A 14190-nucleotide genomic window follows, 5' to 3' on the forward strand; every position below is an offset into this window, starting at 1 on the left:
TGCAACCTACAAACCGGAGGTTGCATTTTTAGAGGCATAACCGAGCGAGGTAACTCCTCACTGATGGCTATATGTCTAATATTCGCTCACCGTATAAGACTTATCGGCTTGGTAGTGCTTTGGGTGAAAATGAGAGTATTTGGTTGGCTCAAGAAATCCAAGACTGGTTGATTTCCAGACCAGGGTAGTATTAGGGAGTAGCGAACAGGGATAAAGCTCGAAGAGACAAATCCATAATTGTTGAAATAGTGCTAAACATTGAAAAGCTAAGCAAGTCTTACAGCAAGCGACAAGTTCTTCAAGATTTGACGCTGTACATCCCGCCTGGAGAGATTTATGGATTGCTTGGTCCAAATGGAGCGGGTAAAACTACAACAATTAATATCCTCTGTAATTTACTCCAAGCAGATAGTGGAGTTATTACTATTAACAATGAACTCATTTCAGAAGCAACGAAGTTGCTAATTGGGGTTGCTCCACAAGAAAACTTACTTTATAAAACCCTTAGCTGCGAGGAAAACCTGAATTTCTATGCTCAGCTCTATGGGTTAAAAACTCAGCAGCGTAGGCAACAAGTACAGACTTGTTTAGAAGCCGTTAACCTAGCAAACAGAGCAAAAAGCCCCGTTGAAACCCTCAGTGGCGGGATGCAACGGCGGTTGAATATTGCAGTCGCATTAGTGCATCAACCGAAGTTAGTGATTTTGGATGAACCGACGACTGGGTTAGATATTGAGGCACGTTATGAAATTTGGGACTTGATTCGGCGTCTGAAAAATCAGGGGGTTACAATTCTGCTGACGACGCACTTACTAGATGAAGCAGAACGTCTTTGTCAGAGAATCGGGATTCTGAAAGGTGGACGAATTGTTGCAGAGGGAAGTATGGAACAACTACGCCAATGCATTCCCGCGCAAGAGATTGTGGTGGTGCAGACATCCCAAGAGGAAAAAGCGATCGCACGCGCACAACAACTTGGCTTTACCCACCGACGCTACGGCAATGATTTAGCGTTTTGGCTACCCCAATCACTGGAATTAAAAGAAATTATCTCACACTTCGATGGGATTCCCCTCGACTCAATTGCTCGGCAACCCGTGCGCCTAGAACACATCTACGTTGAGCTGACACAAGCTCAAAAAATTTAGCACCAATGGGTGTAGAGAGCACCGAGCGAATTTTCTAAAAATGCTCGGAGCCAAAGCTTCGTCTTTCTAAGTAAGAAAGTGGTACAACAATCGGCCAAAGAATTGTTGCCAATGCCAACACCCCCCAAGACAACCACCGTTCAGCTACAGACAAGTCATTCTCCCGCTTGAAAACTTTCAAGCAGGTAGCAAAACAGTAGAAAGCTGTTGAGACGTAAAGCCCTGTCACAAATAAGACAAGCTCCTGCTGACTGATAGGGTTAAGAAGACACATAACCTAGCTCCCTTACTTAATAATTCTTAATATAAGATTAACAAAATCAACTTAATTGCAGTTTATGGTAAAAAACTTTGTTTGAGTAAAGCTACTTCTAAAGATAAGGTTTCTTGAGCTACACGAACAGTATATTACGCCAATTTTACAATCGGTGGTATTCGTATAGTGAGTGAGAAAAAGCAAGGTGATGCGTATAATTTCTGCATCAAAGATTACAGAAACAATAGATATAAGTAGATGAGAACCAAGCCTCAAATAGGTGGCGAGGCTGTAATTCTTTAACAGGATGGGGTTTGTAGTGTTGATAAAGCTTACACAAAATCAAACATTATGGTGCATATTGGTGAAAGCTAAACAAGCGAGTTCACTCTTGATAGTCCTGTACAAGTCTCTTCAGGCAATGCCAATAGAGGCACTTTAGCCAGGAAGTCACGTCTGATATAGGGAGCATTCTAGTTGAGCGATTACTTCAGAACGTTGAAAAATTGTGGTGGGTATAGTTTATGAAACTGAGAATTCTGGCTACTGTGTTACTCTTTGCTCCCTCTTTGTTAATGGCTCCAACTCAAGCACAGAACCCTGACCAAGTTAGACAACTGCAACTAACTGGGGGCTGTAGACGATGCAATCTCATTGGGGTAGACCTTAGAGAGGCGAAGCTAAACAATGCCGACTTCAGCCATAGTGACCTGATTGGTTCTTTCTTAAGTAATGCCTCTCTAAGTAGTGCTTCCCTAAAGCGGGCAAATTTAGGTGGTGCTGATTTGAGTGGTGCTGACCTTAGTGATGCGCTGTTATGGGGAGCCTACCTGAGGAATGCCAGCCTGAGTGGAACTAATCTCAGTGGAGCAAACCTGGAGTACGCTGACTTAAATAATGCCAATCTAAGTGTTACTAACCTAACAGGTGCTAATCTAACTGAGGCTGAACTTAGGGGAGCCGACCTGAGTGGTGCTAACCTGAGTGGTGCTGACTTGAGCGCAGCTGACCTGAAGGGTGCAAATCTAAGTGGTGCTAACTTGAGCGGTGCTAATTTGAGTAAGGCTGATATGAGTGATACAGACCTGAAAGATGCAGTCTTGTGTAATACGACCACGCCCAAGGGAAAATTGTATAACCGTGATTGTTCCTAGACCAGCGCGGCAGAAATAACTGACCCGTAAAACTTCCCCATCTCCCCATCACCCAGTGAAGTTGTCAGAAACTTTTGCCTTGATGCACTAGCAAGTCCTTGAGTTGCTCAACTGAGTCAGACAAGTCTAAACAAACCGTCTTGAATCTGTTTTGAGTCAAGACGGTACGGATAAGTTAATCAAGTTGTTAAAAGCGACTCTCGACGTTCACTACCTCTGACCGCTCTGATGAGGAGTTTAATCCTCCGTTGGTAGTGACGAAGTGGAGGAAGCGACAAAAACTCCACACCGCCGTTAGTCCTTAATTATTCCACCGTCCGTACATCTGCCGTCGCTCTCCTTCGATGTACGATGCTGAGTCACTGCGGTATAACCCTCATCCGGTAGCCTTTTTCTTAACTCCTGACAGGTTACTGCATTAGTAGTGGAATTCTATTCTCTCAATAGAGAGAATCCCTTATAGTGTTTTTACCTCTCTTTAGATGGGGCTTTATAAGAGGGGACGGGAGGGTCATCCCATCCGCAGCCCAAGTTGATTGTCCTTTATTGTTTGTCAAAGATACAAATAACAAAGAACCAACAACAAACAACAATTTCATCAGCTTAATCGCTAAGGGATGTCTAAGAAGTTAAAAAAGTCTTTTCTCGTGCTTGTGGGCATAGTAATAACGCTAAGTGCTTGTAATGAAGTTACTGAGCGCTCTGGGCAGACAACAACGCCTGTCAGTCCCTCGCCAGCACCTCACGCGAGTGAAACTCTCAACCAGAATCCTGCGATCGCGAAAACTACAACCAATACACAGACCGAGCGGCAAAATTATAAGCCTATTTCGCTTTCTGAGATTGCTGATACCGAGGCGATTGGTAGCGATCCAAAAGCACTTGCCCTCTCTGCTTTTGGTAAGAGCGGAATAGAAGGAGGTTCACAGCAGGTAACAGTGGATTATCCTCAACCGAATCAAGCGGTCGTAATCATCACTCAACTGGGTGTCGCCGATGATTCGGTTCGTGGCATCAGGTATCGTGCTGAATTTGTGCCGACGACAAAATCAGCCCAGGCACAGAAGCAATGGGAGATAGTATGGGCGGGTTCCCAGGTGACTTGTCAACCAGGGCGTGGTCATCAAGATTGGTCTAAGGAACTGTGCTTATAGATCACCCTGAAACAGGGGTAGTGTCAAAGACGCTCCCCCCAATTAAGCCTGACTAAGCTAATGTGCATTCAAATTGCCTGTAGGGAGCAGCCTAAATGCTTGCTAATGCTAGGTTTTCCCATTTTGAGTTTTGAATTGCTTAGATATCACCGCGAATTTCTTCAACAACGCCATCACGAAGCAGAATTTCGACGTTCATTTTCCGTACCAGGTTATCGCCTGGTTCAATGCGGAAAAAGCTTTCCATCTGCCCTTGACTCACTTCTTGGTCAATCTCCAGCATCTGCACTTGTTGAAGTTGCTGTAACTGCTGATTTTTCTGCTCTAGCAGTTCACTTTTCTTTTGATTGACCTGAACTTGAATGCTTTCAATTTGCTGCATGACTTGGGTGCCAGAGGGTTGCAGACTTTGCTTTTGAATTTCTGCGATCGCTCGTTGCCCTTGCATGTCTAATTGTTGCAGTTGTGAGTCAATTTGGTTAATCTGCTCCTGAAGTTGTTGCTGAACCTCATCCTTCCATCGTGGTGTGACGATGGTTTTAATATTGACAGGTCGCTTCAAAAGTAGGCTTGATTTCAATTCGTCCATATATGTTGCGCTAGGTAGAGCTGAAGGGATAAAGGTTCGTACTAACAGAGGTTAACCAAAAGTTGAGGTATGAAGGGTTCAGCTTACGGCTGCCCACCTTCCACTCTTCTAACTTTCCGACCTCAGGCAAACAACCCGTTAATAATATCGCGATAGCGTTCCGTGACGATGGGTCGCCGGACTTTCAGTGTTTGAGTCATCATGCCATTTTCTATTGAAAACGGTTCAAGAATCAGCTTAAACGCACCAATGCGATCATCAGGGCGGTAGCCAGGGCGATTTTGGACTTCCCGATTTAGTTCGGTGCGGAATAAATTCTGAACCTCTTTACTGTCAAGATCAATAGTTTTCCGGAACTCCTCTGTTGGGGTAGCAGCTTGATTGGGAACTGAGTCTGGTAGAGGCAGGTGCAACTTCTCTGAAGCTGCCCATTGCTGGAGAGCTTCGAGATTAGGGACAATTAATGCACCAAGCGATCGCTGGTCTTGTCCTACAAGGATAATTTGGTCAATATAAGCACTGCGTAGACAAGCATCCTCAATCGGCTGTGGCTCAATATTTTCGCCATTTGTCAACACAATCGTATCTTTTGCCCGTCCAGTCAGTACTAAATCGTTCTGGGGGGTCAGCAAACCCAAATCACCGCTATCAAACCAACCTTCTGGATTGATTGCCTTAGCTGTTGCTTCCGGGTTTTTGTAATAACCCTTCATCACCTGTGAACCTCGGATGAGAACAAGACCGCGTTCACCCACAGGTAGAGGTTTACGGGTTTCGGGGTCAACAATCCGAATTTCTGTCTCCAGCATGGGGGGGCCTGAGGAATAGCGTAAATTACGCCAGGGTCGGCGCACATTCGTGACGGGAGAGGTTTCTGTCAAACCATAGCCCACCAGCACTTCAATGCCAATAATCTCAAAGAAATTGTCTAAGTGCCTTGCGAGAGATCCCCCACCACTAATCAGTTGCTTGACTTGTCCCCCAGTTGCTTCGCGGACTTTTTGATAGACCAATTTATCGGCTAGTTGGTGAACCGGCCAAAGGGCAGCCGCCTGAACACTGGCGCTTAAGCGTTCGATAGCTGAAGGGTTTAAATTATCTAAGCTCATTCCCTGCGACAAACGCCGTGCTTCAATGTAGCGTTGACTAACACCTAAGAAGTTTTGCACGAGTTTTTGCTTGTTCGCAGGTTGTTCGCGGAACTGCTTCTGGATGCCCTCATAAATGGATTCCCACAGTCGGGGGACACCAACCATTAGATTAGGCTTGAAGTCTCTGAGGTCTTTTTTTACGTTCCGCAGGTTCGTGTACATCTGGGTACAGCCTTGGGAAAGGATATAGTACTCTACCGATCGCTCGTAAACATGCCAAGTGGGGAGAATAGAAAGAACGCGATCGCCTGGTTGTGGCGTTAATACATCACTATAGGTTCTGACTTGGTGCAGCAGATTGCCATGCGTTAGCATGACTCCTTTCGGTTTGCCACTGGTTCCAGAGGTATACATCAAGGTCGCTAATGTCTCCTTGTTTTGGGAGACGGGTGTCAGTTGGTGGGATGCGCCTACTGCCATTAACTGAGAGAAGTTAAGTATTTTTAGAGTTTCATGTGACGTGGCACTGTCGGCTGGTTCTTCATCAGAGAGGAGAACCACTAACTGAAGCGGAAGAGAATCCAGATGAGTGCCCAATTTTGTCAAGGTGTTGAGGTCTTCAACAACCAAGCCAGTGCTGCCACTCTCTGCCAAAATAAACAGTAATTCCTCACGTTCTGCCTGAGCGCCACGCACAACATCAGCCGCACCTGATGTTATGATGCCCTGATCGGCAATTAGCCAGCGAGGGCTGTTGTCAGCAAACAAGGCAATACGTGCAGGGATACCTGTTTCATCCAATGATCCTTGGAAACCCAAGGCTTGCAACCCCGCCGCAAATTGCTGAATTTGTTGATACAACTGGGCATAAGTGAAAGTTGAAGGTGCGCCTTTGTGTCCTCCAACTGCATGAGGGTCTTTTAGGGCAACGATAGTCTTAAACTGCTGGGCAGCAATCGGCCAGATTTCTGGCAGAGACTGCACTGAAGAACAGTCAACTAAGCGTTTTTGGTTAGCACGCTCTTGCGGAGTACGTTGAAAAGAACGGTGGTCGGCAGGGCTATTTTCTGACATGACTCAATCCCCTAAGTGGATCGGACTGCTTGTGTTTTTACCATACTCTTATACGAACTCAGAATAAGAGTATGTAGTGGACACAATTCTTTCCGTCCTCAGAAAGGCTTGTTGCTTACGCTCCAAGGCACTCTAATAAATTATTTCCGGGGGACAGTAAATAAATTAGCAGATTCGATTTGCACTTCGCTAATGCTTGCGATCGCACTGTCACTTCACCGGAGCGCCTCGCATGATTTGATCCTACCTTTCGTTCAAGTGTGTCATTTGTTTGCTGGAGGGCAGAGGAAGATATTTTATAATTTCCTTCCTTAGAGGGGTGTTGTCCTCTTTTATGAAAGATAACTGTTGTTTTTTAAATAAATGTTAAGCAGAATTTATAAAAAAATATTGCAGCTTCTTGAGTGCATTGCTAAAGTGTGCATAGATAGTTAATTCTGGTAGACGCTCGTATTGAGGAGACGTACCATCTATGCTCTACATCGCCCCTGAATCTTTACCGATTCAGTGATTCCAGAATTGCCTAATTAGGTATTTCTCCAACGGCGAAATCCCAAGCTTCGGAGCAAAAGCTCTAAGAAATACCTTTGTTGCTCGTTTGACTCGGCTTATGGCTACTCCCTTCGTGTTCCTGACTTGCAGAGCTTCATGTTGCCAGTCAAACTCAACGTTTACTGAATTTTTACTGAATGACATTTCTCCGATTTATCTACAAATCTGAGGTTTAAACACCAAGTCTTCTGGGAAATGTCTGTCAAAAATTGAGTCCAACTCGTACTCCAATCATGAGTCATTGTTTGTCTCGCTGCGTGCGAGTGGGATGCTTCATCTGCACTCATTTGATCGCCAAGTACTCGCTAACGGCGTAGTGAGACCATAACTGTAGAGGTTTTAATTTATGAACGTTCAAGGAAAAACAGCCCTAGTTACTGGGGCTTCCCGTGGAATTGGGCGAGCGATCGCTCTGGAATTAGCAAAACAAAACGTAAAACGCTTGTTGTTGGTTGCCCGGAACCGCCAACGGTTAGCGGAAGTAGCAACAGAAGTTGAAGCGCTGGGCGTAGAAGTCGTAATCTTGGCTTTGGATTTAGCTCAACCTGTAGAGGTGAATATTGCGATCGCGCAAGCATGGCGAAATCACGGGCCGATTCATCTACTCATCAACTGTGCTGGCGTTGCCCACCAAGCGCCTTTTTTGCAATCCCGACTGCCGAATGTACAGGAAGAGATTGCGATTAATTTGATGGGAATGTACACAATGACTCGTTTAGTTGCCCGACGCATGGCAACACAACGGGAAGGGACGATTGTTAATGTTTCTAGCTTAATGGGGAAGGTGGCAGCACCGACGATGGCGACTTATTCAGCTACGAAATACGCGATTTTGGGGTTTACCCAGGCTTTACGGGGTGAGTTAGCTACCCACAATATCCGGGTGATAGCATTGCTTCCATCCCTAACTGATACTGACATGGTTCGAGATTTGCAGTGGTTTCGCTGGGTGATGCCAACGACTTCGCAGAAAGTTGCTCAAGCACTTGTCACTGGCTTGCAAAAAGAATCACCGGAAATTCTGGTGGGATGGCAAAGTCATTTAGCTGTGTGGTGCAACCGCATTGCACCTTGGCTATTGGAGAAGATTTTACTGATGGCAGCACCCTTGTCAAAGGATAGGCAAAAACGCTATCTAAGGTTTAAACAGGCTGGGGTAACGTTGCGTTAAAGTCTTTTGCCAAGGGGAGTCTCAATCGCACTGACTTTAGGAAATTTAGTAGTTTACTGGAAAAACCTGGATTGGGGGGGGCTTCCCCCCCAAACCCCCCTTCTGGGGGACGGAGTGCCTACCTAGAGACCCCCTGCACAAGTTAGGGGTAATCCATGTTCACGAGAGAAAGTTCGCAACACTATAAATTACATTTTGACTACTTGACCAATCTCCACAAGAGAGTTTTGCGGTCTTTAAAACTTATTTTCTCTTCGTACACAAGCTCAAATTTGTAGTTTTTAGACTTCTGAAGTTCCGAACGCAATAAGGAAGTAGGAGGAGTGATTTCTAGCAAAAATACATCACTAAAGTTTTTTGAAGTTTCTAATAGCTTTTTTTGGCTCAGATCTTGTACCTTTTTTTTATTCTTGAAGAAAGGGTTAGCGAGGGTTTGAAGTAGCTGAAGATAAGATTTTGATTGAGAAAACTCTGTAGTTTCTTCCGGACTATTTACTAGTTGTAAGCGCACTTTGGGGTCAAGTGCATAGCTCATTGACAAAATCCGATTGTAGTTGCTGTCGCTCCACAAAAGAGGAGCAGGAGACTGGTTAATAATTTTAGCGACTCGTACATTGTAATAATCACTGTACTTTGTCCACCAGGTATCCGATTGAGCAACTAAGCTACAAGAGATTATTCCGCAGGAAATCAGGATAATCGTAATTAACCGCCAAAACATAAACTGCCATCTACTAGGAGCTATATTACTCAGTTTTGTGGAGAGTAGATAGGCAACAGCGAGTTGAATTCCGAGATAGCTAGGTAGGTGATATCGAGCAATCGTTGAGCGTTGTCCTCCTGACTTTAAATCTAGTAACACAAGAGGCAAAGTCGTTGCTGCCATTAGGATTAAAACAAATAGCCAAACTGATTTTGGTGCTTGACGAAAAAGAAAATAAATTGCGTAAGCTACCAATAAAAAAATCAGTAGCATCAAGTAAGTGATGGGAGAATCATAACTAAATACCAGACTGAAAGGGTCTTGGCTTGCCACTTGCACATCAAGGAAGGCATGAATAAGATTAGCTACCCAACTTTGATAAAAGCTCAGGGGAGATAAGCTTTCAGTAGTCCATTCCCACTGTTCGTAAGCTTGACGTTTGTTATTGAGAAAGATGAAAAGCCAGGGCGAAAACAGTAACAACCCTGATGTTGCCGCTAAGATGTAAGATTTGAGACGTTGACTCCATTGAAAGCGCTCCCTGATAAGTACATAAATTCCTTGTGCGATCGCAACCATTCCTGAAAAGAGATGAGAATACAGTGATAAGGCTAAAGTAAGCGCATAAATTATCCAACTCCGTTTGGTTTGGACTCGTAGGGCATAGAGTAAAGAAGCGCTTGTAAGCAAAACACTTACTGTCCACAAGCTATACTCCCGGACTTCCTGGGCATACAGGAGATGAATCGGTGAAACGGCAACTAAAGCAACTGCTATCCAGCCAGTTAACGACGAATTAAATAGTTCTAGGCATAGCCAATACAGGCAAGGAAAGGCAAAAAGACTAATCAAGGCGGGTAAACGTCTTTTTACCGCTACCGATGAGCCAAATAACTGTTCCCAAAATCTTGCCTTGATGTAGTACAACGGTGGATGTATCGAGTCTTCTGAGGCTAAAACCTTTAGAGTATCAACTAAACCTCTTTCGGTATTAGGACGTTGATATTTTTGTAACTCCTCAATGCCAATTTCCTCCCCTGTGTAGGTGGCTTCGACAACTTCCTCTGTTGTGTAACCTGCAATTCGTAATGAACTGTAAGCTTCATCACCCCAGTAGACTTTTTGGTCTAGGTTAATGAATCTAAAAAAGATACCTAGAAACAACGCAACGATAGCTAAAAACCGTATTCCAGACAGCGAAAACTTCAAAGACTTGAGCAATTAATTCTCCTTCATACAAAGTCTCGCTCTCTACTGAAAACTTCCAGAAAACGGTAGTTTAAGTATCTTGGCTGTCGCAGTTGATTTTGAAGACAGAAGCGAGATGATTAGTGATTCTGTGTGATGGAACTTTTAACGCAAGGTTAGCTAAGCTTTTAGCCTCCATAGCAAAGTTTGGCGGTCTTTAAAACTAATTTTCTCTTTATACACAAGCTCAAAGTTATAATTTTTATACTTCTCCAATTCGCCACGTAGTAGAGAATCAGGAGGTGTACTTTCCAGGAAAAATACATCAGTGAAATTTTGTGGAATTTCTGGAAGCTTTTCTTTGGAGATTTCTGGAACTTCGGATGGAATCTCTACTAACTGTAGTCGTACTTTTGGACTAAGTAGATGGCTAAGCGCAAGAATTCGATTAGGGGCGCTATCACTCCAGACTAAGGGCGCAGGAGACTGATTAATAATACGCGCTACCTGGGCATTGTGGTAGTCCGTGTATTTAGTCCACCAAGTGTCTGATTGGGCAATTAACGCACAAGAAACTACTCCGCAAGAAATCAGAGCAACGGTGATGAATCGCCAAACCGTCTGCTGCCACTGAGCAGAAACAGAACCTAATTTGGTCGATAAAAGATAGGCAACGGTAAGTTGAATTCCTAAATAGCTAGGGAGTTGATACCTGGCAATTGTTGAGCGTCTTCCGCCTGAAATTAAATCAGGTAGCACGAGAGGCAATGTTGTTGATGCCATCAGCACTAAGAGGAGTAGCCAAACTGATCTTGGTGCTTTGCGAAAGAGAAAGTACATCGCGTAAGTGACCAAAACCACAATTGGAATAATTACATAAGTTGTAGGTTGATCATAGCCAAATGGCAAGTCAAAAGGGTCATGGCTTCCAATTTGTACATCAAAGAAACCACGAACTAAATTTGTTAGCCACCGTTGATAAAAGTTTAGCTGGGAGATGTCTTGAACAACCCATGCCCAGCCTTTACTAACCCGACTTTCTTGCTTGATAAAGATGAGAATCCAGGGAATAAAAAGTGCTAATCCTACGGCTGCGGCTAATAGGTAATCCCTTAATCTTTTACTCCACCGCCAACCGTCGAGGCTTAGGACATAAATTCCGTGTCCAAGCACTACCATGCCGGAGAATAAATGGGAGTAAAGTGCGATCGCAATACTCAGCGCATAGAGGCTCCAACTCCCCTTGGTTTTGACTCGGACAGCGTACAATAAGGAAGCCGTGGCGAACAAAACACTGACTGTCCATAAGCTATACTCCCGGACTTCCTGAGCATACAGTACATGAATTGGCGAAACAGCCACTAATGCGATCGCGATCCAGCCAGTCAAAGACGAACCAAATAATTCCCAACACAGCCAGTACAGGCAAGGGAAAGCAAGAAGGCTAATCAACGCAGGCAGACATCGTTTTATCCCTACCGAGATGCCGAACCACTCCTCCCAAACTCTCGCCATGATGTAGTACAACGGCGGATGGTGAGGCGCTTCTGTCGCTATCACTCTTAGAGTGTCACCTACGGTGCGTTCAGGATTGGCGTTTTGATAGTTCAGCAACTCCTCGACACTCAGTTCACGTCCCGTGTAAAGTGCTTGAACAATTTCCTCGGCTGTATAGCCAGCAATTCTGGAGGAACTGTAAGCCTCATCACCCCAGTAAACTTTTTGATCGAGATTAACGAACCGAAAAACGATACCCAGAAGCAGCACGACGATGAGTAAAAACTGCACTCCCGTCAGTCGCAACTTCCAAGATTGGGCTAATTTACCGTCCATCACACCACACCTTCCCACAAAACCATTCCTGAACCTAAACACGTAGGAAGGAAAGATCGTTTTGTTATAGAGTACCAGCAGACCAAATACCTGTCAGCTATCAGCGTTCAGCTATCAGCTATTGCTGCCAAACCCTGAATTGATTGGGGAAAAGAAGCAAGATTGCTGAGAGTGATGCCAATCGCTTTCAAAAGACAAGGCATCCTTCTTCGATCCCTAGCTTTATAAGTATGGGATAAAGCTGACGCTTCGTCTGATCGGGCTACGATCATCACGTACTACCCACGGCTGCTATGTTGACTGCACGCTTACGCAAATTTCTAACAGGTTCTACCTCTAAAGTGTCCACCGCTCAGGTGAGGTTTTGGTTGAGCTTGAGCTTGACATTTGCGGCAATTTACAGTCTGTTAGCGCTGCGAGAGGCGTTTAGTAGTGAGTATGTGGTGCAGGATGATGCGCGGCAGCACGTTTTCTGGATGCAGCGGTTTATTGATCCAGAGTTATTTCCCAATGATTTAATTGCAGATTATTTCCAATCCGTAGCTCCAGCCGGCTACTCCACGCTCTATCATTTAGCAGCATTTTTGGGGATTAATCCCTTAACGTTCAATAAGTTTTTGCCGCTGGCAATTGGGTTAGTGACAACGGCATACTGTTTTGGTGTCTGTTTGGAGATGTTGCCAATACCTGCTGCTGGATTTGTTGCGGCGTTATTGTTAAATCAAAATCTCTGGGTTGAAGATGACTTAGCCTCCGCAACGCCTAGAGCGTTTGTGTATCTACTATTTCTCGCGTTTTTGTACTATTTATTGCGGCGTTCCTTGCTGCGTTGTTTGGTTGCGATCGCGCTTATCGGCTTATTTTATCCCCAGTGTATTTTCCTCAGTGCGGGTGTCTTAATTCTGCAACTGGTGAAATGGGAAAATGGACAGCTTCGTCTTACTCAAGACAAACGAGATTATCGGTTCTGCTTTGCTGGACTGGGAGTAATTATTCTTGTCATGTTACCCTTTGCCTTGACTTCTTCTGAGTTTGGGCCTGTCATCTCAGTCGCCCAAGCGAGACAATTACCTGAATTTGCTCCAGATGGACGATCTGAATTTTTTCAGGAATCATTTGCAGATTTTTGGTTCTCAGGCGAACGGAGTGGGATGTTTCCCAAATCACTATTTACACCTGTAACCCTTTGTACAGGGTTATTGTTACCTGTGCTGTTGAAATTTCCTTCTCAGTTTCCTTTAGGGCAACAAGTTAGGTCCAGTGTGCTGGTTTTACCGCAACTGCTGTTGGTATCTGTCGGGATGTTTTTTGCGGCTCATGCACTACTGTTTAAACTACACCTGCCTAGCCGTTATACCAGTTACAGCTTTCGGCTAATTGTAATTTTAGCTAGTGCGATCGCCTTGAGTTTGATTGTTGATGCCGTTCTGGGTTGGGCATCATCGCCAACTCAATCCCCTCTTCCCCAACGGCAGTTCATCGCCCTCACAACAACAGCCCTCATCGGCGCAACCCTGATTCTGTATCCTAGCTTCATCAAGAGCTTCCCCATGACTGCCTACGAAGTCGGAGAGGTACCTGAATTGTATGAATTCTTTCAGCAGCAGCCTAAAGATAGCCTGATTGCCTCGCTAGCTAGCGAAGTGGATAACATTCCAACATTTACTCAGCGGTCAATCTTAGTAGGGAGAGAATATGCAATTCCCTACCATTTGGGCTATTATCGTCAATTTCGTCAACGGGTAAGCGACCTCATCCGCGCTCAATATAGTCCTGATTGGGCAGAAGTCCAAACGTTTATTCAAAAGTACGGTATAGATTTTTGGCTCTTGGATCAAAATGCTTTTACACCAGACTATTTAGCCAACAATGAATGGCTCCAGCCGTTTGAGCCAGCGATAGGGGAAGCGCTGGCGAGAGTCAAGCAGGGAACTATCCCTGTAGTGAGTCGCGTCATAGATGACTGCTTGGTTACAAAGACACAGAATCTCGTTGTTTTAGAAACAGCTTGTCTTCAATCAAAACGATGAGCCATCTGTTGCTAGGAATCACCCCTTGTGCCACTTAAACGGGCGGAATGTAGACTTGAGTAACTTGAGAGATTTTTTGATTGATTTGTTTATGAGGTAACCTCTTAAGAATCCCCGCCCTCAAGCTCTGCTAGAGTAGGAAGCTTCAATAACTTGACTTGAGTTGGGTTAAATATTACACGCTTGTAGAAGTGTCCTGACGAGTGGGACAGGGTATGACAGTGGCAGCGATGCCACCTGTAGTCTG

The 14190-nt window shown here is 44.7% G+C and carries 10 protein-coding genes; 5 read left to right on the top strand and 5 right to left on the bottom strand.

Annotated features, from left to right (window positions below):
- Positions 1-248: 248 nt before the first annotated feature.
- A complete protein-coding gene (locus H6F98_RS05370; RefSeq protein ID WP_192217643.1) occupies positions 249-1148 on the top strand; it encodes an ATP-binding cassette domain-containing protein in 900 nt (299 codons plus the stop codon).
- 34 nt (positions 1149-1182) lie between these two features.
- Here H6F98_RS05370 and H6F98_RS05375 read toward each other — a convergent pair whose 3' ends face one another.
- Positions 1183-1422, bottom strand: a complete 240-nt coding sequence (locus H6F98_RS05375) for a hypothetical protein (RefSeq protein ID WP_192217666.1) — start codon at positions 1420-1422, stop codon at positions 1183-1185.
- A 506-nt stretch (positions 1423-1928) separates the two neighbouring features.
- On the opposite strand from H6F98_RS05375, the gene H6F98_RS05380 reads away from it, so the two are divergent.
- A complete protein-coding gene (locus tag H6F98_RS05380; protein ID WP_192217644.1) occupies positions 1929-2558 on the top strand; it encodes a pentapeptide repeat-containing protein in 630 nt (209 codons plus the stop codon).
- 653 nt (positions 2559-3211) lie between these two features.
- On the top strand, positions 3212-3712 hold the full coding sequence (locus H6F98_RS05385) for a hypothetical protein (protein ID WP_206759638.1): 501 nt from the start codon (positions 3212-3214) through the stop codon (positions 3710-3712).
- Positions 3713-3851: 139 nt separating this feature from the next.
- On the opposite strand, the gene H6F98_RS05390 is transcribed toward H6F98_RS05385, so the two are convergent.
- Both H6F98_RS05390 and H6F98_RS05395 read right to left on the bottom strand, forming a co-directional pair.
- The gene (locus tag H6F98_RS05390; RefSeq protein ID WP_192217646.1) at positions 3852-4301 is read right to left on the bottom strand and encodes a YlqD family protein; all 450 of its coding nucleotides are present in this window, start codon (positions 4299-4301) and stop codon (positions 3852-3854) included.
- A 122-nt stretch (positions 4302-4423) separates the two neighbouring features.
- Positions 4424-6466, bottom strand: a complete 2043-nt coding sequence (locus tag H6F98_RS05395) for a long-chain fatty acid--CoA ligase (RefSeq protein WP_192217647.1) — start codon at positions 6464-6466, stop codon at positions 4424-4426.
- Positions 6467-7364: 898 nt separating this feature from the next.
- Between H6F98_RS05395 and H6F98_RS05400 the strand changes: the two genes are divergently transcribed.
- A complete protein-coding gene (locus tag H6F98_RS05400) occupies positions 7365-8189 on the top strand; it encodes an SDR family oxidoreductase (RefSeq protein WP_192217648.1) in 825 nt (274 codons plus the stop codon).
- A gap of 199 nt (positions 8190-8388) precedes the next feature.
- On the opposite strand, the gene H6F98_RS05405 is transcribed toward H6F98_RS05400, so the two are convergent.
- Together H6F98_RS05405 and H6F98_RS05410 are read right to left on the bottom strand one after the other, a co-directional pair.
- Positions 8389-10101 (bottom strand): glycosyltransferase family 39 protein, encoded by a 1713-nt coding sequence (locus H6F98_RS05405; protein WP_206759639.1) that lies wholly within the window; start codon positions 10099-10101, stop codon positions 8389-8391.
- A 159-nt stretch (positions 10102-10260) separates the two neighbouring features.
- Positions 10261-11913, bottom strand: a complete 1653-nt coding sequence (locus H6F98_RS05410) for a glycosyltransferase family 39 protein (protein WP_192217650.1) — start codon at positions 11911-11913, stop codon at positions 10261-10263.
- A gap of 293 nt (positions 11914-12206) precedes the next feature.
- Between H6F98_RS05410 and H6F98_RS05415 the strand changes: the two genes are divergently transcribed.
- Positions 12207-13943, top strand: coding sequence for a hypothetical protein (locus H6F98_RS05415; RefSeq protein ID WP_192217651.1), 1737 nt, complete (start codon positions 12207-12209; stop codon positions 13941-13943).
- Positions 13944-14190 lie beyond the last annotated feature (247 nt).

It is taken from the genome of Microcoleus sp. FACHB-SPT15 (genome assembly GCF_014849525.1).
Classification (GTDB): domain Bacteria; phylum Cyanobacteriota; class Cyanobacteriia; order Cyanobacteriales; family Coleofasciculaceae; genus Symplocastrum; species Symplocastrum torsivum.

Bases quoted from the DNA above. Each gene is read 5' to 3' on its own strand.
- H6F98_RS05375 (WP_192217666.1), bottom strand. From the start codon at position 1,422: ATGTGTCTTCTTAACCCTATCAGTCAGCAGGAGCTTGTCTTATTTGTG.
- H6F98_RS05380 (WP_192217644.1), top strand. From the start codon at position 1,929: ATGAAACTGAGAATTCTGGCTACTGTGTTACTCTTTGCTCCCTCTTTG.
- H6F98_RS05390 (WP_192217646.1), bottom strand. From the start codon at position 4,301: ATGGACGAATTGAAATCAAGCCTACTTTTGAAGCGACCTGTCAATATT.
- H6F98_RS05395 (WP_192217647.1), bottom strand. From the start codon at position 6,466: ATGTCAGAAAATAGCCCTGCCGACCACCGTTCTTTTCAACGTACTCCG.
- H6F98_RS05400 (WP_192217648.1), top strand. From the start codon at position 7,365: ATGAACGTTCAAGGAAAAACAGCCCTAGTTACTGGGGCTTCCCGTGGA.
- H6F98_RS05410 (WP_192217650.1), bottom strand. From the start codon at position 11,913: ATGGACGGTAAATTAGCCCAATCTTGGAAGTTGCGACTGACGGGAGTG.
- H6F98_RS05415 (WP_192217651.1), top strand. From the start codon at position 12,207: ATGTTGACTGCACGCTTACGCAAATTTCTAACAGGTTCTACCTCTAAA.